This window comes from Vibrio sinensis (assembly GCF_003605645.1).
Classification (GTDB): Bacteria; Pseudomonadota; Gammaproteobacteria; order Enterobacterales; family Vibrionaceae; genus Vibrio; species Vibrio sinensis.
In genome coordinates this window covers 87,684-110,224 of sequence record NZ_QVMU01000006.1, presented here as the reverse complement: position 1 = coordinate 110,224, position 22,541 = coordinate 87,684, and the positions used below count along the sequence as shown (strand labels likewise).

The 22,541-nt window shown below is 41.7% G+C and carries 16 protein-coding genes; 14 read left to right on the top strand and 2 right to left on the bottom strand.

The genetic code is table 11. The annotated features are described in order from the left end of the window. Positions 1 to 42 precede the first annotated feature (42 nt). Positions 43 to 1,293 carry a putative glycoside hydrolase gene (locus tag DZ860_RS09035; RefSeq protein ID WP_120030611.1) on the bottom strand — a complete coding sequence of 417 codons (1,251 nt, stop codon included), beginning with the start codon at positions 1,291 to 1,293 and terminating at the stop codon, positions 43 to 45. A gap of 396 nt (positions 1,294 to 1,689) precedes the next feature. On the opposite strand from DZ860_RS09035, the gene DZ860_RS09030 reads away from it, so the two are divergent. The 11 genes from DZ860_RS09030 (at position 1,690) to DZ860_RS08980 (ending at position 16,946) form a co-directional block, all read left to right on the top strand. Then, entirely contained in the window at positions 1,690 to 3,033 is a 1,344-nt protein-coding gene (locus DZ860_RS09030; RefSeq protein WP_120030610.1) for a glucoamylase family protein, read from the top strand. Positions 3,034 to 3,069: 36 nt separating this feature from the next. Next, positions 3,070 to 4,092, top strand: coding sequence for a hypothetical protein (locus DZ860_RS09025; protein ID WP_207890611.1), 1,023 nt, complete (start codon positions 3,070 to 3,072; stop codon positions 4,090 to 4,092). 76 nt (positions 4,093 to 4,168) lie between these two features. Continuing rightward, entirely contained in the window at positions 4,169 to 5,539 is a 1,371-nt protein-coding gene (locus tag DZ860_RS09020; RefSeq protein WP_120030609.1) for a hypothetical protein, read from the top strand. A 119-nt stretch (positions 5,540 to 5,658) separates the two neighbouring features. Continuing rightward, entirely contained in the window at positions 5,659 to 6,774 is a 1,116-nt protein-coding gene (locus tag DZ860_RS09015) for an ABC transporter ATP-binding protein (RefSeq protein ID WP_120030608.1), read from the top strand. Between the two features lie 30 nt (positions 6,775 to 6,804). After that, positions 6,805 to 10,182 carry a GH36-type glycosyl hydrolase domain-containing protein gene (locus DZ860_RS09010; protein ID WP_120030607.1) on the top strand — a complete coding sequence of 1,126 codons (3,378 nt, stop codon included), beginning with the start codon at positions 6,805 to 6,807 and terminating at the stop codon, positions 10,180 to 10,182. Positions 10,183 to 10,330: 148 nt separating this feature from the next. Then, positions 10,331 to 11,317 (top strand): LacI family DNA-binding transcriptional regulator, encoded by a 987-nt coding sequence (locus tag DZ860_RS09005; RefSeq protein WP_120030606.1) that lies wholly within the window; start codon positions 10,331 to 10,333, stop codon positions 11,315 to 11,317. 8 nt (positions 11,318 to 11,325) lie between these two features. Then, entirely contained in the window at positions 11,326 to 12,573 is a 1,248-nt protein-coding gene (locus tag DZ860_RS09000) for an extracellular solute-binding protein (protein ID WP_120030605.1), read from the top strand. 151 nt (positions 12,574 to 12,724) lie between these two features. Continuing rightward, a complete protein-coding gene (locus DZ860_RS08995) occupies positions 12,725 to 13,474 on the top strand; it encodes a carbohydrate ABC transporter permease (RefSeq protein ID WP_243641835.1) in 750 nt (249 codons plus the stop codon). 2 nt (positions 13,475 to 13,476) lie between these two features. Then, a complete protein-coding gene (locus DZ860_RS08990) occupies positions 13,477 to 14,298 on the top strand; it encodes a carbohydrate ABC transporter permease (protein WP_120030603.1) in 822 nt (273 codons plus the stop codon). Continuing rightward, positions 14,298 to 14,783, top strand: a complete 486-nt coding sequence (locus DZ860_RS08985; RefSeq protein ID WP_120030602.1) for a hypothetical protein — start codon at positions 14,298 to 14,300, stop codon at positions 14,781 to 14,783. Before DZ860_RS08990 ends, DZ860_RS08985 begins: the two co-directional genes overlap by 1 nt. A 6-nt stretch (positions 14,784 to 14,789) precedes the next feature. After that, entirely contained in the window at positions 14,790 to 16,946 is a 2,157-nt protein-coding gene (locus tag DZ860_RS08980; protein ID WP_120030601.1) for a glycoside hydrolase family 3 N-terminal domain-containing protein, read from the top strand. Positions 16,947 to 17,004: 58 nt separating this feature from the next. Here DZ860_RS08980 and DZ860_RS08975 read toward each other — a convergent pair whose 3' ends face one another. Then, positions 17,005 to 17,430 carry a DUF3010 family protein gene (locus tag DZ860_RS08975; protein WP_120030600.1) on the bottom strand — a complete coding sequence of 142 codons (426 nt, stop codon included), beginning with the start codon at positions 17,428 to 17,430 and terminating at the stop codon, positions 17,005 to 17,007. Between the two features lie 277 nt (positions 17,431 to 17,707). Between DZ860_RS08975 and DZ860_RS08970 the strand changes: the two genes are divergently transcribed. The 3 genes from DZ860_RS08970 (at position 17,708) to DZ860_RS08960 (ending at position 22,526) form a co-directional block, all read left to right on the top strand. Beyond that, on the top strand, positions 17,708 to 19,075 hold the full coding sequence (locus DZ860_RS08970; protein WP_120030599.1) for an MFS transporter: 1,368 nt from the start codon (positions 17,708 to 17,710) through the stop codon (positions 19,073 to 19,075). Then, entirely contained in the window at positions 19,076 to 21,454 is a 2,379-nt protein-coding gene (locus tag DZ860_RS08965; RefSeq protein ID WP_120030598.1) for a beta-glucosidase family protein, read from the top strand. It abuts the gene before it with no gap. Between the two features lie 64 nt (positions 21,455 to 21,518). Continuing rightward, positions 21,519 to 22,526 carry a helix-turn-helix domain-containing protein gene (locus tag DZ860_RS08960; protein WP_165862876.1) on the top strand — a complete coding sequence of 336 codons (1,008 nt, stop codon included), beginning with the start codon at positions 21,519 to 21,521 and terminating at the stop codon, positions 22,524 to 22,526. Positions 22,527 to 22,541 lie beyond the last annotated feature (15 nt).

The window sequence follows — 22,541 nt, the reverse complement described above, 5'->3', positions numbered from 1 at the left end:
AATAAAAATGGGCCTTAGTCATATGACTAAGGCCCATTTTTTTTATGGGACTACAATTTGGACGTTGCTGATAGAGAAGTCCATGTTTTGTAATGTATCGGTTACTCCCACCCATTCTGGCAATATGGATAGTGGCTTATCAATATTTTTTAGCGCATTGATGTCAATGCTGCCATCTGCACGAGTGAACAGATCTCGAAGTGGCACTTGAATTTGTACCCAGCTATTATCTGCTGTTCCAACTTCTAAGAAGTAAGGTTGCGAGTTGCCAAACTCTGAGGATTCCATTTGAATCTGAAAGCGCTTTGTCGGATGTTCAGCGTAGTTAGATACGTTGAACATAAACTGTAAGACACCAGCATTAGCATAATCTGATAAATCTCTCGGGGTTCCATCGCTTATTGCTAACACAAGACCACCATTTTCGCCGGCAGGAGCATTAGTATATTCGATACGAATATTATCATGCCCCCAATGTAGCAATGAATTACCGACCGTCATCCAGTTTGTAATAGCAGTTGCCCAACCTGTTGTTGGCGTTCCCACTTTGAATAAGCTTGAGGCTCTAAACTCATCGCTAGGATCATCAGGCTCTAGGAGCAGGCTTGATGAATGGCACTCTAAGACATCCAATTGTTCTATTGAATTCTCAACAATACGGATATTGCCCATGTCGAAACTTAAGTTGTCAGAGGATTCAAGAGCAAATGGCGTAATTGTATTACTAAAGTCCATTCCAGCCTCACTAAAGCACGAAAGCGGGACTTTTATGCTTTGAGGGGCACTGTTGTAGTAGGCGAGAAATGAACTAGTTAGTGAGACCTTACCTATATCAGTGCCAGATTCTTTTTGCGTTGTTAGAAATACATCTTGAGTGGTCAGCGCTTTGCTAATTGCCCGACTGTCAAATTGAAGCGTAGTGGTCGTGGGATCTATATTTAGGTTGATATGAGACGCATCGCTACTCATTAACGCAATGCGAGCCTTTTGATTGCCTGTAATTTTGACGTTCAACGTGCCATTTCTTTGCCCAGATACGTTTTGTGTTTGGATATTGCCTAATATCGAATTGCCGGATTCATCTACAGGACTTTCAATATTACCACTATCAGACATCATTAAATTGAAAGTACCATCACTATCCGGCCCATAGATTACAGTAGTTTCAGTCGGTAATGGTGGCTCGATCGGCGGTGTTACAGGCTCGTTATAAGGGTCATCTAAACAACCAGTAAGCATCACTGAAAATAGTGCAGAAGCAACGATAGTCTTTCTAAAAACAGGTTTATTCATTTCTGAGTTCTCAATCTACTGCAATTTATAAAAGAGGGTTAATTTGTTTGTTTAAACGTTTAATTGCAATAAGCATGCGATTAACCCTAACTCTAAGCAAGTAAAACGTTTCAATGATTTGTCGATTTGTGATTTCGGGCAAAATATTAACCATATTTCCGCAATATCACGAGAATGATAAACAAGTTGCTCAGCTGTTAATATGGGTTGTAATATTTTAAGTCTTTGATATTTATTGGTTTAATTTATTTTTAATAAAATTTTAATTAAACCGTGCGATAGAATTATATCTGGATCACGTTTATAAGCTACGGGCTATTGACGATTGCATCGTTTTGTCACAGATTAATAGAAACGTTTAAATTGAATCCCAAATGACATAAAACGGAATTGAAAATGATTATGAGAAAGCACGCTATTGCAGCGGCCTTGATGATGAGTTTTGGAGTGAGTGCGACAGCGAGTGAAGTCGTACTAGATCAATTGTCAGTAAGAGACCACCTATACCCTGCTAATTTCCAAGCAGAGTTGCAAAATAACTTGAACTTCTTTAGGGACGGAGTCGGGGTTGATGCTCAAGCGAAAGTTCCTTTTGATACTGTCTCAATTGTAGAGGGGAAAGTGAAACCTCATTACTACGTGAATACAACGGAGATTGGCTTATATCTAAATATTTTGGTTGAAGTTGAAAAAGCGGGTAACTCAAAAGCGTTAACAAGAATTTTAGAAGTACTTGATGTGTTAGAAGAAACGCCGACGTGGGAAGGGCTTTACTTCTGGCCTTACGATATTGTAGATGGCAAGTTACAACCGACGAAAGATGGCATTGTGCCAGCCGTAGATAATGCGAATTTAGCATTGGCTCTAGCAGGCGTTGCGGGTGCATATCTCGAGTCTGAGCAAGTAGAAAAACAACAAGTAGTGGCCCGAATTAATGCGTTGCTTGATGGACAAAAGAAAGGTTGGATTAAGATTTATGACGAAGGCCGCGATCTAATGCATGCGGGGTGGAGCACGAAAGATGACGCTGCACTGCCTTATTTCATAGATAGAAAAGCGAATGAAAGCCGTCTAGCTCCGTTATGGGCAGCCTTGATTACTCAGGATCAAGGTGAAGATGCTATTCCGACAAGTGCATTCGATAACATGGAGTTGTATACGCATAAGTACACCTTTAATGGAAAAGAATACAACCCAATGTTGACGTGGGATGGTGCTTATTTCCAAGCCATGTTGCCAGCAATTTGGCTGGATGAAAAATCACTGATGCCGAACTACCGCATGGTTGAAGATATGACGTTCATCCAAATGGCGTATGCAGCAAAACATAATATTCCGATGGTTTCATCCTCAGCAACTGTTGATGATGCTTACGCTGCTTTTGGTGTACCACATCTCTCTGAGAGTAAAGTGAAATTCAACAATGAAATTCATGCTGGAACCACAGGTACACCACACGCGGTGGCACTTTCTTACATGGTGAACCCTGAAACAGCGGTAAGCGCACTGAAAGCACTTAAAGCTTACTATCCAAATATTGAGTCTGAGTTTGGTTGGTATGACGCAGTGGATGGGGCCGGCAATATGTCCACTAAGATCTTATCTCTTGATCAAGGTATGTTTGTTGGCGCGTTTTTATCCGACGAAATTAATGCTGATGTTGCTCGTTACTTAGAGGCTCGTGGCTACATGGATGAAATAAAAGACATGTACCAAAGCTACGTACCGAACAACGGCTAACAAATATTGGTTAAGCATGTTTTCATGAGGCTTGAAATGAAAAAAAGTACAACAACATTACTCGCGATGGGTATTCTGGCAAGTTGCTCTGTGGCAGCAACAGAGACGAAAAGTAACATGTGGGATGGTATTCAGCTTGATGGCTATGACAGTATTGAAGCTAAACCAAACATGTGGGACGGCATTGAGATGCCAGGATATGGCTTAGTTTCTACAGATAGTTTTGATTCGCTTCGTGATGTCGGTGGGTTTGGTGATGTCATGATGGCATCACCAGAGTCTGTGTCTTCAATGAAGCGTTCAAGAGTGCTTACTGGCTTTGAGTACGAAGAATATGTCTACGTCAATGCGCCAAGCCAACTCTTCCAATCGTTTATTTTTGCTGATGGTTCAACCAAAATCAGTGATAACTTCCGTTTAGCGTATGTTTTGAAAGAAACGCATAAGTACCGCGGTAGCAATAAAGTGTCTGAAGGTAATGCTTTACTGACTACGGAACTTATGCCTCGCTATGAGAAATGGGTGAATGAGAATTTCAACTTCGCGGTTGAATTTGGTTACGAAAAAGTCACGGGTTTTGAAGAGAGTACACGCTATCAAATTACCCCTGAACTCAATTTCTCATTGGGTAAACACTTCTTACATCTGAACTTAGAGTCGGGTTACTGGGACGAAGAAAAAGCGATGTTTTATGAGACTGAACCGCTTTATGTCTATCGCTTGAATGACTGGATCAATATCGGTAGTAAGTTCCTTTACCACGAGGACAAAAATGATTTCGCGTGGACAGAGATGGCCATTAAGCCGTTGGTTCAATTTCGTTTCGACAATAACCTCTATTTAGAGCTGCGCTATGAATTAGGTGAAACCGAAATCTTTGATGGCACGGGTTACGATTACAGTAATTATGCGCTCTACACTGAAATTCCAGTGAACGATACCATTAGCCTATTGGCCGATTTAGCCTATCGCGACCATAAGCAGCGTAACGGTAATCAATACACATGGGGCGACAAAGAAGGAGTGTTCGCCAAAGTGGGTATCATCTGGACGTTCTAAATTTTTTCACAATAGATCAAAGCCCTACGGGGCTTTTTTTGTACCAAAATTCGCTTTCTGAGGTTTAACTAAAATCATGCGCAAATCAATAATTGCACTTAACTTATTGTTTTTATTCGGCTGTAATGGTGGTGGGGATAGCGCGACAGTGGCACCTGAAATACCAGTTGAAGATGTCATCCGTAGCATAAATATTGATGAAAAATACTACCCCGAGAGTTTCGCACAATCACTTCAAGACAATATGGACTACTTTCTTGATGGTGTTGGTGTATCTACGCGTTTAAAGCTTCCTTATGACCATGTGTTGGTGCAGGGAAGCTCTATCGCTCCCTCCAGTTATACCAATATTTCAACGGTCGCTCTCTATATCAACCTGTTAGTCGAGATGGTTGACGCAGGAGATGAAGCTGCGAGCAAGCGATTAGACGCGGTACTAACACAACTGGAGGTATCACCAAAGTGGAATGGTTTGTTTTACTGGCTGTACGACATGTCGGGTAGTGCTTTAGCTGTTTCCAATTCAGCGACCGTTTCGGCGGTTGATAATGGGATCATGTCCTTTTCTCTAGCAGGGCTCAATGGTGCTTTTGATAACCATTCAGATGAACGTTTAAATCGTTTAGCTCAGCGCGCTCAGTCACTCTTAGAGAAGCAGGTGATTGGGTGGCAAAGTTTGTACGATCCTAATCGTGGTTTATTGCATGCTGGTTGGAGTCGGACGAGCAATAGCTTACTTGGCTATCATATTGACCGAAAAGCAAATGAAAGCCGTCTAGCACCTTTATGGGCCGTAATGGTGAGCGAGGGTACTATTCCAGAAACCGCGTTTACAGATATGGAACTGCTTGTAGGCGAATACACTATGGACAGTCATGATCTCACGCCTATGTTGACCTGGGATGGTTCATACTTCCAAGCATTCCTACCGGCATTGTGGTTAGACGAACAGCGTTTAATACCGAATGATCAAATGATGGATGACTTTACAGAAGTTCATAAACAGTATGCTGATTTACATCGCATTCCGTTTGTTTCAGCGTCAGCAACCGTTGATGATGGATATGCGGCGTTCGGTGTTCAAGATGTATCAGAAAGCTATCGAAAATTTGGTAATGAAATTGAAACAGGGACAACCGGTTCGCCACACACGCTTGGCCTTTATTATATGCAAAACCCTAGTGATGCATTAGCGCGGTTGAATCAACTACGAAATCGCTCCCCCCAAATTCAAACTCAAGCAGGGTGGGCTGATGCGATTGATGCCAATGGGCATGTTTCAAGTAAGGTCATTGGCTTAGATCAAGGTATGTTCATCGGAGCCTTTTTCGCCGACTCTGTACGTGAGAATGTTGAACGTTATTTAACGAGAAAAGGCTATCAAACCAGCCTTACTTCAATGTATACCGACTTCATTCCTAATGAAACCGTCACTCACACCCCTTAACACTAGATAGAGATCACGAAACGAAAGTGAAATTACATTATTTCATTGATTTGAAATCGGCGTGTAGTTACTCTTTTGTTGAAACGTTTAAACAGGGTTCTGGATAGGAATTAAACGCCATGGCAAAGGTTACTCTCGAAGGCATAAACAAGGTTTACGATAATGGATTTCACGCTATTCATGATGTGAGTTTAAACATCAATGATGGCGAGTTTATGGTTCTTGTCGGCCCGTCTGGTTGTGCTAAATCGACAATGTTGAGAATGGTTGCGGGCTTGGAAAGCATCTCGAGCGGTCAACTTTCAATTGGTGACAAAGTATGTAACGACTTGCCACCAAAAGATCGTGGGATAGCAATGGTTTTCCAAAATTATGCACTGTATCCACACATGACAACGTATGAAAATATGGCGTTCGGGCTGGAAACGGCAAAGAAGTCCAAACAGGAAATTGCGCGACGAGTTTCTGAAGCAGCTGAACTGTTAGAGATTACGGAATTGCTTGATCGTAAACCAAAGGAAATGTCGGGAGGCCAACGCCAACGAGTTGCTCTAGGACGTGCCATGGTTAGGAAACCAGATGTTTTTTTGTTTGACGAACCGTTATCCAACCTTGATGCAAAACTGCGAGTCTCTATGCGTATGAGAATTACACGTTTGCATCAACAGCTTAAAGATACTGGGCATCCAGCCACGATGATCTATGTAACACACGATCAGGTGGAAGCAATGACCATGGGTGACCGAGTTTGTATTTTAAACAAAGGCAGTATCATGCAAGTCGATACGCCAATGAATGTTTACCACAATCCAAAAAACAAATTTGTCGCGGAATTTATTGGTTCTCCAGCGATGAATATGTTAACTGGCAAAGTGATGAAGCAAGACGAAGTGATTGGTGTAAGCCTTGGTGGTAAATGTTTATCGCTACCAACGGAACGCTATTCCAGAGCCGAAATGTGGGTGGATAAGGATGTACATTTAGGGATTCGCCCTGAGCATCTTGCTATACGCACTGAACCGAATGCAGCGACTTTAGCGGCAGAAGTTGAAGCCATTGAAGAGCTAGGTTCGGAAGTGTATGTCCATGCAAAAGTCTTGGGTTGTAATGTTGTGTGTAAACAATCTGACCAAGTACATATTCCTATAGTCGGCTCTCGCTGCTATATCGAGTTGAAGATGGATAAATGTCATTTATTCGATGATTCAACAGAAAAAAATATTTTTTATTCTTAATACTTTGGCGATGTCTGGAGATTTTTCGCAATGCATCAATTGATTAACGAGCCGACACTCAACGTCGGCAAAGAAGAACTAAATTTCACGTTCAGCCCTGCTGGTATTTTGTCAGCTATTCGTAGCAATAAACTGATGGTTTCTTTGTTTGAAACGCCTATGTCGGAAATGGCGATATCAAATATCTATCTTCGTACAATAGAGAACGATCAGTACTCAGCAACACCGTTGCTTTTTTTTAATGACAAAATTGAAACGTTTCAACTATCGAATGGCTCGTTAGGCTGGAAAACGTCGACGGAAAAATTTGAAGCAACAGTGATACTGCACACTGAACAAAACGCGTTTTTCTATGATATCTCGGTTCGTAATGTGACGGAGAAAAACCTCCGCTTTGAATTAATTTATGGACAAGATTTAGGTTTAGCTGATGAGGGTGCAGTTAAAACTAATGAAGCGTACTGTTCTCAATATCTTGATCATAGAATCATTCAAGACCCAACAACAGGCTACGTAGTTTGTAGCCGTCAAAACTTATCACAAAGTTGTGGTAACCCACGTATTCAGCTAGGTGCACTGTCACCAGTGGTTGGCTTTAGTACTGATGGGTATCAATTTTTTGGTAAAGAGTTCAAGTTAACAGGGCAACCAAAAGCGTTAGAGCAAGTAAGCTTAGCCAACGAGAATTATCAGTTTGAAATGGGTTACGTGGCACTACAAACTGAACAGCAAGTTATTGCACCTCAACAATGTTCGACGATCACTTACTATGGCGTTGTGCAAGCACATTGTGTTGATTCAAATATGCAAGATGCTATTGCTTTTGAAGAGGTTAAAGATCTCTATGCGAAAAAGGCGGATGTAAGTTTTGAACAGGGTCAATTGCTTGAAGTAAAACCGCAGGTTAAAGGTGCTTACATTGTTGGTGAGCCATTAACGGATATTGAGCTTACAGAGCTGTTTGGTACAGAGCGTCGATTTGTTGAAGAAACAGAGGGCGAATTACTCTCGTTTTTCTTTGGTGATAGTCAGTATGTTACTTTGCCAGCAAAAGAAAAGCGTCTTGAACGCTCTACAGGGCATGTTATTGCTTCAGGCAATAATCAAGATTATCGCAACCCAATCATGAGCGCGACTCACTATATCTATGGTGTTTTCAACTCTCAGTTAACATTGGGCAATACCTCGTTTAATAAGCTATTAGGCGTATGTCGTAACCCTCTTAACCAGTTTACTCATGGTGGACAGCGCATATGGGTGAAGCAGGGTGATGAATATCGTCCTCTTGGAATGCCATCTGCATACGAAGTTGGTACGAATTACTCACGTTGGATTTACAAGTATTTGAATGGCTATATTGAGGTGCGTTCATTTGCCAGCTCAGAAGAACCGATTATTCAGCTTGATATTACGACTCGAAACCTAGACCAAGTATTGGAAATTGCAGTTTCTCATCAATTGGTGTTTGGTAACAATGAGAATGACAGCATTGTTCGTGTCTTACCGGAAAATGAAGGCTTTACTATTTGCGGTTCTAATGAACTTATCGAAACGTATGCTGCTGATTTGAGCTTTAACTTAATGCCGAGTGCTGAGTTATGCGAATCGGATTTGATCACTAACCCAACAAATGGTTCAGTCGAATATCTTGTGGTTAAAGGCTTAGTACATGACACGGCGCGTATCACGATTGGTGGTGAACTGTCGAACGTTAACTCCAAAGGTAAAGTTCTAGAGTTTGATTTCGAAGTTGAGCGTTGTAACAAAAATCTTCGTGATTTAACCAAAGGTTTTAAACTGCATTTCAGCAATGATGAAGTCAATAGCCAACGCTTGAATGAATCTGTGCACTGGTTTACCCATAACGCCCTCGTTCATTACAGCACACCGCATGGCTTAGAGCAGTACTCTGGCGCAGCTTGGGGAACTCGTGATGTGTCACAAGGCCCATTTGAACTATTCATGACCATGCAAGAATTTGGTAAAGCGCGTGACTTACTAAAAGAAATATACAGTCATCAATACCAAGAAACGGGCACGTGGCCTCAGTGGTTTATGTTTGATCAATATACCACTATTCAACAGGAAGAATCTCATGGGGACATCGTAGTTTGGCCTTTGAAAGCTCTGGCTGACTATTTGACCATGACTCACGATTTCTCGGTCTTGTCTGAAATATTGCCGTACACATTGGCTGAACATGGTTTTGTAAAAACAGAACACGGTCACAGCCTGTTTGAACACGTAGAGCGCCAAGTTCAGCATATTATTGATAATTTGGTTCCAGGAACGTCTCTATCTTGTTATGGCGATGGTGATTGGGACGATACGTTACAACCTGCGAATCAGTCGTTACGTGAGAATATGGTCAGTGGCTGGACAATTCCTCTGACACTTCAATCTCTGAAAGGTTTGGGTGGTGTGTTGAATCACTGTGCGGATTTTGCTCATTACAGCGAAAAACTGTTCGACTTAGCAGAAAAAATGGAGATGGATTATCACCACTATCTCATTAAAGACAATACGATAGCTGGCTTTATTCACTTTGCTCGTGACGAGCAGGGTAACGTTGAAGACGTAGAATATTTGCTGCATCCATCGGATAGTAAGACCGGTATTAAGCATCGTTTGTTGCCAGCTAGCCGCTCTATTATCTCTGAAACTTTTACTCCAGAAATGGCGCATCAACACATGGCATCGATTAAACAACATCTAGTGCATCCAGATGGTGTTCGTTTGATGGATAAAATGGCGGAATATAAAGCGGGCCAGCAAACTTACTTTAAGCGTGCTGAACTTGCTGCGAATTTAGGCCGCGAAGTCGGCTTACAATATTGTCACGCTCATATTCGCTTCATTGAAGCATTGTGTAAGTTGGGTGATGCTGACGCTGTCTTTGATAACTTATACAAAATACTGCCAGTAGGCATTCAAGACATTGTTCCTAATGCTGAATTGCGCCAATCAAACGCGTACTTCTCTAGTTCTGATGCGAAATTTAACGATCGCTATAGTGCGTACGATAATTTCGCTCAAGTTCAAGCCGGTGAGGTGCCAGTTAAAGGTGGTTGGCGTATTTACTCTAGTGGTCCCGGAATCTATTTGAACCAGCTTATTAGCAACGTGTTTGGTTTACGTTTCAATAATCTTGATTTGATTCTTGACCCAGTGATCTCATCACGTCTTGGTGAAGTGAAGATTGCTTATGAAATTGGCGGGAAACCAGTTGATGTGGTTATTTCACCGCAGCAAGGTAAGCACACACCTAAAACGATTAAACTGAATGGCGAAGATGTTCCTTTTGAAATTCAACCAAACCGTTATCGTACTGGTGGTGCACTGATTTCATCTAAGTGGTTGAATGAAAATCTAAAAGATACAGAGAATACTCTAGCTGTTTCACTGTAGCTGGTAAGGTTAATCCGGTTTTACCGGATTAACCTCCCGAATTTAAACATCAAATTCGCAAAGATTGTTGCTCAAACGCCTTTCTTGGTAGAATCGTTTCAATAGTCGGCTAGGCTTAAAATGATTCTAAATAAGGACCAAGTAAAACATGACAGTTACGATTAAAGATGTGGCAAAAAAAGCGGGTGTGTCTATTGCAACCGTCTCTTATGCCATAAATGGAAGCCCAAGAATTAGCGAAGCGACGCGCAATCATGTATTAAGCATCGCGACTGAACTGAATTATGTTGCCAATAACAACGCAAGACAGCTCAAGCAAAAGAAAAGCAACGCTATCGGCTTGTTCTTTAACTCATGGTTTGGCCCCATCTATAGTGAATTAGTGAAAGGCATTGAACAGATTTGTCATCAGCATGGTTACGATCTAGTAGCGTGCAGTATGTACGGTAATGAGCATTCGACTGCTCATAAGTACATTCGTGACCGCATGGTTGATGGTGCCATTATTTTGACCAACTCGTTCGATGACGACTTTTTAAAATCGATAGCAAGAAAGGATTTTCCACTTGTTGTATTAGATCGTGAAGTGTCAGCGTCGCATATCTATAACATTTTAATTGATAACTTTGGTGGCGCATTCGCGGCAACTAAAGCGCTTATTTCATCAGGTTGCAAAGATATTTATTACTTTGGTGGGCCAGATGATTCCTATGATAACCAAAAACGATTAGATGGTTATATTGCTGCGCTTGGGTATTTCAATATTAGTGTTAATCATGATCTGTTGATTAAAAGTGACTTCACAGAAAAATCTGCATACAGCCAAATGTGTGAACTTTTGGAAAATGGAAAACGGCCGGAAGCTGTATTTTCAGCGAACGACGAAATGGCTATTGGTATTATTCGTGCAGCAAAAGAGCACGGTATCGACATTCCTACTGAAATGAAATTGGTTGGGTTTGACGATATACATATGGCAGAACTCATGATTCCAAGGCTTTCTACTATTTCTCATCAAAAAACGGGAATGGGCGAGTTAGCTGCGACAACACTGATCAAGGCTTTGAGCGGTGAAAACGACATGGAAGAGCTGAGAATTCTACCGACGAAATTAATCTTAAGGGAAACATTGTAGGGTAGATCATGAAAAAATGGTTAATTGGGTGCGTTGTTGCGCTTAGCTGCCACTCCTTTGCTGTTGCTAATACCAGAATCGAGGTGATGACACCATCTGGTAATTATATGAACTTTGTTCGCCAAGAGGTGGTTCCCGTATTTAAGGAGCGCTTCCCTGATGTCGAGGTTGTTGTTTCTAATGACGAAAACCTTGAAACACGAATGGCGGCGGGCGATTTACCTAACTTATACGCTGGCGTATTTGGCTATCAGCCAGCCAAATACGCCAAAATGGGTAAGTTGGCATATTTTGAACAGTTTGAAGGTTATCAGCAAATGGTGGACCGCATAAATCCCGTGTTTATGCGTAAAAACTTTGGTCGTACTTATTATATTCCCTGGAATGTAACCACCCAATTAATGATTTATAACAAGGAGTTGTTTAGAGAAGCGGGGCTGGATCCTGAAAAGCCACCTAAAACATGGGATGAGTTCCTTTATGTGGCAGAGAAGATAAACCAATTACCACCAAGAGCAGATGGCAGTCCAGTATATGGAACCGTATTATGGAATGATGTTCTATCTACAGGGAGTTGGTATTGGGGAATGCTGGCGCAACTTTATTATAGTTTTAATCAGGGAGAATTCCCTTTATTAAACCGTTTTGGTACCCATCCTATTTTTGACAAAGAACAAGCTAAGATGGCGGAGTTCTTCGCTACGATGCAAAAGGTACAAGAATTTGCGCCATTAACGATGGAAAAAAGCTTCTTTTCTCGCACGATCGGTATGTGGCCACAATTTGGATTTGGTTGGAAAGCAAACTTAGCCGAAGCATCTGAACGTCCGATGGTAATAGGCGAAGACGTGGGGTTAGCCCCAATTCCAACACTGGATGATTCAGCGCGTTCTTATTCAACTCTTGATGGTCGAGCTTTAATGATTTTCAAAGATGAAAAGCGCGAAGAAGAGTTGAGCTGGGCTTTTGTTCAATTATTGATGGATGATGAGCTCAATCACAAAGCGAACATGACGCTAGGTCAGCTGCCTGCTTTGAAATCTTTAAAAAACAGAGCGTATTATCAGAGTAATGAAGCAAAACCTTTTGTTGAACAGTTACCTTATACCATTATGAGCGAACCATTCTCTCAATCTTCTGATGTCGCAAATATAATATTACAGCAATATTCAAAAGTAGTATTAAAGAAAGAAATAACAGCTGAACAGGCTGTAGAGGCTGCTAGTCAACAAGCGAAAGATATATTTAAAAAATAATATATAATTTTGAAGTGGTATTTATATGAAAAGAAATAATCTCTTAATGGGGTATGTTTTCCTTGCGCCGTGGATAATATATTTCGTTGTGTTCTTAATGTATCCATTTTTCCTTTCATTTGAGAGTAGTTTCTTGAGTGTGAATATATTGATGCCGGAGAATACATCGTTTGTTGGTTTTGCAAACTGGCTAGGTGTTATATTTGATGTTTTGTTTTGGAAATCACTTTTCAATGTTCTTTTTAATCAGGTGATTTTTGTATTTTTAAGTTTCGGTATTGGTTTAGGGTTAGCATTGCTCCTGAATGAAGTTAAATTCATGGCTAGCTTTTTCCGAACTGTCATGTTTATACCTGTGATCACATCGATTACGGTTGCTATGGTTATTTTTGACTTTATTGCCGGCCCAGCAGGCCCAATTCAGAGTTCATTAGTAAACTCTCATGTTTTAGCTGAGCCTGTATTCTGGAAGTTTGAGCAATGGTTACCAATGCCAATCATTGCAGTATTTAGTGCATGGAAGTGGTTTGGTGTTCAAATGATCATTTTCCTTGGAGGGATCGCGAGTATCGACCGTTCGCTTTTTGAAGCTGCGGATATTGATGGCGCGTCTTGGTGGCGAAAAACTAAAAAAATTACACTTCCTATGATCATGCCGCAGATTATTTTTGTTATGACCATGAATATCATCAATGGATTACAGATGTTTATCGAAGTGTTTATGAATTTTGACTTAAGTGGTGGCCCTTATCAGTCAGCGCTGACACCAGTGTTATACCTTTACCAAACAGGTTTTGAACAAATGAAGATGGGTGAAGCTTCGACAATAGGTTTGATGCTCGCCGCTGTGATCTATTTGCTTACGATGATGCAGTTAAAAATCACGAGTAAGGAAGATTAGTTATGGATATGAAAAAACATAAACTTGTACTGATATATGGAACTTTGATTGTTGCTGCACTGCTCGTTATGTACCCATTTTTCTATATGGTGATTAACTCATTCAAAACTGGGCCTGAGATAATGCACTCTCCAAACAGTTTACCAACGAGTTGGTCGTTGAATGGGTATATAGAGATTTTCAACTCGGTAAATTTAATTAGAGTTTTTGCTAATACAATATTCATTTCTGTTTCAGTGACTTTTTTAAATACATTATTTTCATCAATGGTAGCGTATGCCATTGTAAAAACAAATTTACCTGGTCGTGAATTTTGGTTGAAAGTTATTTTGGGTTCAATGATGATCCCCGCAGTATTATTTACGATTCCCACATATATGATGATGTATGAATGGAACTGGATTAACACCTACCGGGTTCTCATCATTCCAGGTGCGATCAGTGCTTACAATATCTTTTTACTCGTCCAATTTATGAAACAAATTGATAATGCCTATTTAGAGGCAGCTCGAATTGATGGTGCTAGTGAGATACGTATTTTCAGGAAAATAGTGCTACCAATGTTACGTCCTGCGTTAGCAACCGTCGGTATTTTAACGTTTATGGGTGCATGGAATGATTTTATGGGGCCGCTCTTATATGTACGAGATGAGTCGTTAATGACCTTGCAGTTGGCATTGTATAACTTCCAGACTGAGGTTCCGGGAACGAATCTAGAACAATTGTGGGCAATGACGACCATGATAGCGGTACCTGTCGTTATTGTTTTCTTCTGTTTACAGAAAAACTTCATCAAAGCGTTCACAGGGGTAGGGGTGAAATAATGGCGAAGGGAATAAAGTGGTTAGTTTTTGCTGGGTTAGTTTTGGTTGCTTACGCTTCAGCGTGGTTGAAAGCTTATCAACTATCTGAAAGTTATTATCAATTTGCACAGCAGCAATTCCAGATGGGTAACTACACCACATCTTTAAAAGGAATGAATAAGCTGGAACTACGCAAGGGCGATACGTATTTAGGCGGTTATCAGCAAGTTATCGAAACATGGGAAGGTACGTTAATTGGGCCAAAACCCGATTTTTACTATCGCTCGCAGATGATGCCAGCGAAAGTCATGGCCAATTTGAATGCTAAGGAACTTGAAGAGTTTATTCAAATTTATGTCGAGCTTGATACTCGTTACGTACCAGAAGTTGCAGACCAAGTCCGTCTCTTGGCTAGTCAAAATGGTCAAAATGATCTGTTTAAGGAAATGACTGAATTTTTAGTTGAAGCATTTCCGTATTACCAACGACAAGATAATTTGGAGTGATGTCCTTTGGCTAATTATAGAAATACCTCATTGACGATAACTGAACGAGTTAGTGATTTGCTGGGACGTATGACTTTGCTAGAGAAAATTGGCCAGTTATGCCAGTCTCCCATGAGTGATTATGATCAAAATAAAGCAGCGTACCTAGACAAAATTCGTCAAGGAGGTTGGGGCTCTCGAATCTTAGCCGATACGGCTTGGGCGGGAAATGCTCCTGGTGAAACTGTGGATCCGGTTCAGCTTAATGAAATTCAAAGAGTGGCAGTAGAAGAAAGCCGTCTAGGTATTCCTATTATTTTCGCTCGCGATGTCATTTACGGTCAAAAAACAGTGTTACCTATCCCATTGGCACAGGCATGCTCTTGGAATCCTGAATTAGTTGAACGAGCGTATACTGCGATTGCAGCAGAAGCAGCTTCACTGGGGATTCATTGGACTTTCGCCCCAATGCTCGACATTGTGCGAGATCCTCGTTGGGGGCGAGTTATTGAAAGTTCAGGAGAGGACCCTTTTTTGACTAGCCAAATGGCTCGCGCAGTTGTTCGCGGTTTTCAAGGTGATGATCCTGCGAAATCGGATAGGCTGATTGCTTGTGCGAAACATTTTGTCGGTTATGGTGCTTCAGAAGGCGGTCGTGATTACGATACCACTGAAATTAGCGAAAACAGCCTACATAATATCTACTTACCCCCTTTTTCGGCGGCAATTGATGCTGGTGTCGCCACGATCATGTCTGGTTTTAATGACCTTGGAGGAACTCCCGTTTCCGGGTCTCGTGCGCTCCTCCGAGATTGGCTTAAAAACCAGCAAGCTTTTTCCGGCATGGTTGTTAGTGACTGGGGTTCGATCTCTGATCTTGAGTATTTTGGCGTCGCGAGTGACGCTAAATCGGCGGCAGCGTTGGCGTTGCGAGCCGGAGTGGATATGGCCATGACTCATGAAGCTTACGATGATCACCTTGAAGTGCTTGTTTCAACTGATCCTGAATTGCTTGCTTTCATTGATGATGCGGTTAGTCGCGTATTGGCTACGAAATTTAAAGCGGGGTTGTTTGAGCGACCATACGTTGACCCTGAGCAACATAAAGAAGTTTTAGGTAAGCCAGAGCATAGTGAGTTAGCCTTGTCTTTAGCTGAGCAAAGTTTGGTGTTATTAAAAAATCAATCACAATGCTTGCCATTGAGAGACAGTGGATTGACCGTTGCGGTGATTGGCCCCCACGCTAGTTCGCAGCGTCAGCATTTAGGTTCTTGGTGTCTTGATGGTGATGAAAACGATGTGGTTTCCATTATTGATGGACTACGTTGTGCGTCAAAACAAAATAAAATCATTACTGATAATGCGGCGTTTACTGATGAGATGGTTGAATGTGCACATCGCGCGGATGTAGTTGTTTTGTGTGTAGGAGAAAGCCATCGTCGTACGGGAGAAGCGCGCAATATTGCTGAATTAGCCTTACCTGCGGGTCAAGAAGCGATGATTGAAGCGATTGGCCGTGTTGGTAAACCTTTAGTCGTGGTTCAGTGTACTGGGCGTCCTGTACCATCACCAGCTATTGAGCAGTATGCGGATGCGTTAATCTATGCTTGGCAAAGTGGTACACAGACCGGAAATGCGGTGGCTCGTGTGATCTACGGTTTGACAAATCCATCAGGGAAACTGGCGATGACAGTTCCTCGTAGTACTGGACAGATTCCAATGTACTATGCACGAAAAATATTGGGAAAAATGCGCGCATACCAAGAATATCAACCGTATAAAGATTGCTTCGAAAGCCCTTTATACCCATTTGGTTTTGGTTTGAGCTACAGCCAGTTTAGTTACGGTGCTTTGCAATGTGAGACGAATATTCGTCTTGGCGAAAACTTAACGTTTTCTGTAGAAGTGACAAATTACAGCCAAAATGAAGGTCAAGAGACGGTGCAATGCTATTTGGCGCAAACGGGGACATCGACAACTCGTCCGAGAAGAGAACTTAAAGCGTTCCAAAAAGTGAGTCTGTTAGCGGGTGAAACTCAGCGAGTAGAATTCGTTATTTCCCCTCAAGATATGTCTTACTACGGAATTGAATCCTGCTTTACTCAAGAGATGGGAAAACTATTTGTGTATGTTGGAGGTGATTCAGAAGCGGAGCTTTATCAGACCGTGACGGTATCATCGTAACGTATAATAGAGAATAAGATCAGGCCTGCCCATTAATGATGAGCAGGCCTTTTTACTATTAACGCATATGCAGACAAGCGTAAGCTGTATTAAAAGCTTCTTCTTGGTATTGCTTAAGACCCGTTTCTTTGAACTTAATCATTAGCGGGTTACGTTTTAGACTTTCTTTTAGATCGGCTGGTGGCACAACAGTGACATCTAGGCCATCAATCAATTGGATTGCTGCTTCTAGCTTAAAGCCAAAACCACCACCTGCAAATTTGCCTTTCGTTTGGCGTTGACGAATTACTACTTTATCAATTTGGTAGTCAGCCATCAGCTTAGCGAAAGAAAATTGAAAATCTCTCATGCTCTGAGTGTCATTTCCGTTCGTTACTGACAGTTTTGATACGCGACAGTCAGAGATATGAAATACACTTTCAGACAGAGAAAGCAGACAGATGACTGCGTCATTACCTTTTAGCTCAACACCACAAATTTTCATGTTCTTACCTTTTCATTTTTTACCCGAGCATTATAGCGGCTTTATACACTACGCCTAGTCTAAAGGCATCCTTTTCTCTCAATTAACCTCATACTGAGTACTTTTACTTGTGAAGCGAAAACGATTTTTGTCATGGTTTTGAACCATAAGGCGACTTTGCGCTTGTTCACGTTTTACAACGAAAGCAAATAGTAGTAATAATCCAGTCAATTAGTGCCAAGCGTGAAATTAGCTGATTCATATAATGGGCAGAGTTAGTTAATTGAAGGAATAAACAATGTCTACTCCGCAGGCTGACAGCTATGTTGTTGTCGGAAGAAAAGAGAAGTTCGCTTATGGACTTGGCGATTTGGCGTCCAATTTATCGTTTGGGTTTGTGTCGTTATTTTTATTGTATTTTTATACTGATATTTATGGGTTAACAGCGGCTCAAGCGAGTTTGATCTTTGTTATCGCACGGGTTGTTGATGCGATATTTAATCTATTGGTCGGTTATTTTATTGATAAGACACAGACTAAACATGGCAAGCTGAGACCGTATTTACTCTATGGTTCTATTCCTCTTGGTGTGTTAACAGTCATCTGTTTTACCGCAATTGATACCGATTACAAATTTGCGTACGCGTTGATTTCCTACACTTTATATTGCATTGCTTATACCGCGGTTAATACACCATATTCAGCGATGACTAATATGTTGACTCAGCATGAGGGTTCTCGTGCCTCTCTATCGGTATATCGATTTACTCTCGCGATTCTTGGTTATTTATTAGTATCAACTCAAGCTGAAGTGTTCGTTGGCATGTTTGTTGAGCCGAGTGACGGCTACGTGTTTGCTGCGAGTATATTTGCTTTGTTAGCGACGTTTTTATTTTTGGCCTGTTTTGGTTACACCAAAGAACGTATTGAAGTGGTGGAAGTGGCTCAAACACCATCTCTTTCTTCATTGATTTCATCAGTGAAGTTGAACATGCCACTGCACTTTTTGTCGGCTTACACAACCTTTGTCTACATTACGTATACCTTATGGATGGCGGTCGCGATTTATTACATCAACTACGTGTTGAACGACAGCGGGTTTATTGGCAGCTTCTTTTTTGTACAAACTGCCGCTTATGCAGCTGGTACGGTGATAGCAGGTCGCTTAGTTGATTGGATCGGAAAGAAACGTTTGGCTCTGTTTACTCTTCCACTTGGCGCTGGGGCGCTTGCAATTCAATATACGATTGACCCATCTAATCTTATGCTCATTATGGCTTGCGTGTGTGTATACAGCGTAGCGTTAGCGATTAATTTTGTCGTGATGTGGTCAATGGTGGCAGATACTGTTGAGTACTCAGAGTGGAAGACACAGGTTCGCGCTGAAGGGGCTATTTACGGTTACTTTAACTTTATTACTAAGATTGCAATGGCGATTGGCGGCGGTTTAGCGGGTTGGTTACTGCAATATTACGGTTATTCATCAGAGACTATTTCAGCGGAAGCCGTAAACGGGATTAATTTGATGATGACAGTGATCCCGGCGGTCTTATTTATTGTCAGTATTGTTTTTATTCGCTTCTATCAAATCGATGAACATCAGTATCGTGACATGATTCAACAGATCCAATTGAAAAAACTCCAGTTAAATAGTGAGACTGCGTAAATGTCAGGACAACATTCAGATTTACTTAAAACAATGACGATCGAACAGAAAGTTGATTTGATTCATGGTCAAGGATTATGGCGCACGACGGGGTTTGAACAACTCGGAATAAAAGATATCGCGATGACAGATGGGACTTATGGTGTCCGCTATAACCGAGCTCAAGTAGAGCAGGGGGCAGACTGGTGCATCAGTGATTTTCTTAATGTAGTTAGCCAGCAAGCAGATGGTCTCAATGGAACGGAATCTTATTTTGGGCTGTCTGAGCCGGCGACTTGTTTTCCAAATGGCTCGAGTGTGGCATGCAGTTGGGATGTCGAATTAATGTATCAAATGGGTCAGGCTTTAGCTAGTGAGTGTCGACATTATGGCATTGACCTGTTGTTAGGGCCGGGGATTAATATTCGTCGAACGCCCCTATCTGGCCGTGGTTATGAGTACTATTCGGAAGATCCTGTGGTAAGTGGTGAACTGGCTGCAGGCTTGATTAACGGCATGCAAGACAATGGTGTTGGAGCCAGTTTAAAACACTTTGCCGCGAACAACTCTGAATTTAAGCGAACCGAAATGGATTCGTTGATTGAAGAGCGAGCCCTACAAGAAATCTATCTATCGGGTTTTAAGCGAGCTATTGAGAAATCAAACCCTTGGACTGTGATGTCTTCATATAATCGTCTTAACGGTGTTCAAACCTCGCAGCATCAATGGTTATTGAGTAGCGTACTGAGAGATTCATGGGGTTACGATGGTTTGGTTATTTCAGATTGGTATGGTGTCAAAGATAGACCTGCTTCTTTGTTAGCGGGGAACGATCTTGCTATGCCAGAAAGTCGCCGTGATAAGCGCGCTTTATATCAGGCAATTTCTGAACAAATCGTTACCGAAGCCGATTTAGACAACGCGTGTGAGCGAGTTCTTACTCTGGTTGAAAAAGCTGTCACTGGTAGAGAAAAAACGCACAATGTCGATTTCGCTTCTCATCATGCTCTTGCACAACATATTGCGTCAGAATCGATTGTGTTATTAAAAAATGACCAGTCGTTATTACCACTTAGGGTGGAAAAACATAAACGCATCCTAGTGATGGGTGAAGCGGCTCAAACTCCAGTTATTCAGGGGTCAGGTTGTGCTACGACTCGTCCTTATTATCTTGATGTTCCATTGGATGAAATAGTTGAACTCGCTGGCGATGATTTTGAAGTAAGTTACATCAGTGGCTCAGATTCAGCTGAGAGTTTCGCTAAGGCGGTAGAGGCGGCTAAAACAGCGGATATAGTGCTGTTGTTTGCAAGTACTGAAGTAGGTAAAGATGGCGAAAATGGCGACCGTTCCCATTTAGATATTATTGAACAGCATCAAGCTCTTATTGAAGCTGTAGCAAAGGTTCAGCCTGAATTGGTGGTGGTGTTATCCAACAGTGATTCGGTGGTGATGCCTTGGTTGGCTAATGTCAAAGCGGTTGTTGAAACCTTTTTCTCAGGGCAGGGAATGGGGCGAGCTGTAGCGAATGTACTCTTTGGATACACCAATCCAAGTGGCAAGTTGACCGTGACGGTTCCACATTGTTTGGAGGAAACGCCAGCGTATTTGAGTTACCCTGGAGAAAATGGTCAACACGTTTATAGTGAGGGATTATTTGTTGGTTACCGTTACTATCAAAAACGCAATATGACACCTCTATTTCCGTTCGGTTTTGGTTTGAGCTATACCCACTTTGAAATGAGCAAGGTGACAGTGACCTCCTTAGGCGACTCAAAACAGAACTCATTACCGCTAGATTCCACGCAGCATAGTAGAGCTCAGCAAAATCAACTACAGCAAGATGAGTCGTTGACTGTCTCAGTAGACGTAAAAAATACTGGTGCGTGTTTTGGCAAGGAAGTGGTACAGCTCTATTTAAGTTTCCCTGAAAGTGAATACGCTCGTGAACGTAAGTCCCTTAAAGCATTTGCGAAAGTCGCTTTGGAGCCGGGGGAAACAAAAACAGTAACGTTAACATTGAACTGGGCTGATTTTTGTTACTTTAATCCGCAAGCCAAACAATGGTTAGCGACGCCGGGAGAGCACACAATTTTTGTCGGCTCATCGAGTGAAGATACACCACTTTTCTGCGTTGTGGATGTTGTGCCAGTTCCATATTATCCGCAGCTCAGAGTAGACTCTACGCTAGTTGATTTACTGAAAAATCCAATCGCGACAGAGCGTGTCGTGGCCATGATTAGTGAGGCTAGTCGTTTATCTTCAACTGAAGCTCAATCAAAATTGGAACAGATTGCTGAGGACATGTTCTGTGGTATGGCAATTGCGTTCAATGAGATGTTAGGGCTCGATATATCTGAGTCAGAGCTACAACAGGTATTGGAAAACAGTTCGCACTAAAGCGTACTCAATCCATTAGATAACGCCATGGTTAAGATCTGTGTTTTATTGACGGATGTTGGCTATGGCGTTAACACAAGAGGTAAGTATGTTCCCCTTTTCTTTCAGTCAGCGTAGCCATATTACCAACAATAAAAGTGGTAATGTGAATGGGCATACAAATGGTCATGTTAATGGAATGGCGTCGTCCCAAACGGGTTATGAAGTTGTTACATTTGCGAAAGATCCGATCAATATATTTGCCGCGGAAGTACGTCAATGTGAGCCCCATTGGCACCTTGCACCTGAATTCATTTGTGTGTTGAAAGGAGCCTTTTCGATGATGTCCAATGGCTCTTCAGAGACGTTTAAACAAGGTGGGATGCTCCTTTTATCCGGGAATGAAATTCATGGCTTACATGCGCTAGAGCCAAATAGTCAACTGTTGACCATTCAATTTTCACCAGCACTTTTTGAGGCCTGCCATCACTCTTTGGCTTTGAGCTATCGTGTGGTGGGAAAGGAGTATTATCGCCAATTAGATACAGAGCTTTGGAATACGGTAAAAGCACTTGCTTGTGAATATAGTTATGATGAAAATCGTGTCTCATTTAAGCGTATGGCATTGATTTATCTGATGTTAGCAAAGCTTGATGAACTGGGGGAAGAGTGTGAGTTAAACATAGCTAGGAAACATGAAGAAGAGGTTGTAAGGGCTTGTCTAGAACGAATTGATCGCGAATACATGTCGTCGCTTACATTGTCTGATTTATGTTTAGATGCCGGGCTAAGTTACCATCATTTTTCTCGTTTATTTAAACGGGTCTGTGGCTTCAATTTCAAAGACTATTTAACGTTTATTCGTTTAAGTAAAAGCATTCCTTTGTTGTGTAATACTGCTATTCCTATCACTGACATTGCATTGCAATGTGGATTTTCTGAGCATAAATACCTGATTGCTGCGTTTAGAAAGTTCCACGATATGACGCCGACAGAGTTTAGAAAGTATCACCATGGGGGGAGCGAGAATAAAATGGTAACACCAGGGGTGACTGTCCTCTCTATCAAACAAGTGTTCACTTGTTGTGATTAATCATATTCGCAAGAA

Bases quoted from the DNA above. Each gene is read 5' to 3' on its own strand.
- DZ860_RS09035 (WP_120030611.1), bottom strand. From the start codon at position 1,293: ATGAATAAACCTGTTTTTAGAAAGACTATCGTTGCTTCTGCACTATTT.
- DZ860_RS09030 (WP_120030610.1), top strand. From the start codon at position 1,690: ATGATTATGAGAAAGCACGCTATTGCAGCGGCCTTGATGATGAGTTTT.
- DZ860_RS09025 (WP_207890611.1), top strand. From the start codon at position 3,070: ATGAAAAAAAGTACAACAACATTACTCGCGATGGGTATTCTGGCAAGT.
- DZ860_RS09020 (WP_120030609.1), top strand. From the start codon at position 4,169: ATGCGCAAATCAATAATTGCACTTAACTTATTGTTTTTATTCGGCTGT.
- DZ860_RS09015 (WP_120030608.1), top strand. From the start codon at position 5,659: ATGGCAAAGGTTACTCTCGAAGGCATAAACAAGGTTTACGATAATGGA.
- DZ860_RS09010 (WP_120030607.1), top strand. From the start codon at position 6,805: ATGCATCAATTGATTAACGAGCCGACACTCAACGTCGGCAAAGAAGAA.
- DZ860_RS09005 (WP_120030606.1), top strand. From the start codon at position 10,331: ATGACAGTTACGATTAAAGATGTGGCAAAAAAAGCGGGTGTGTCTATT.
- DZ860_RS09000 (WP_120030605.1), top strand. From the start codon at position 11,326: ATGAAAAAATGGTTAATTGGGTGCGTTGTTGCGCTTAGCTGCCACTCC.
- DZ860_RS08995 (WP_243641835.1), top strand. From the start codon at position 12,725: ATGCCGGAGAATACATCGTTTGTTGGTTTTGCAAACTGGCTAGGTGTT.
- DZ860_RS08990 (WP_120030603.1), top strand. From the start codon at position 13,477: ATGGATATGAAAAAACATAAACTTGTACTGATATATGGAACTTTGATT.
- DZ860_RS08985 (WP_120030602.1), top strand. From the start codon at position 14,298: ATGGCGAAGGGAATAAAGTGGTTAGTTTTTGCTGGGTTAGTTTTGGTT.
- DZ860_RS08975 (WP_120030600.1), bottom strand. From the start codon at position 17,430: ATGAAAATTTGTGGTGTTGAGCTAAAAGGTAATGACGCAGTCATCTGT.
- DZ860_RS08970 (WP_120030599.1), top strand. From the start codon at position 17,708: ATGTCTACTCCGCAGGCTGACAGCTATGTTGTTGTCGGAAGAAAAGAG.
- DZ860_RS08965 (WP_120030598.1), top strand. From the start codon at position 19,076: ATGTCAGGACAACATTCAGATTTACTTAAAACAATGACGATCGAACAG.
- DZ860_RS08960 (WP_165862876.1), top strand. From the start codon at position 21,519: ATGGCGTTAACACAAGAGGTAAGTATGTTCCCCTTTTCTTTCAGTCAG.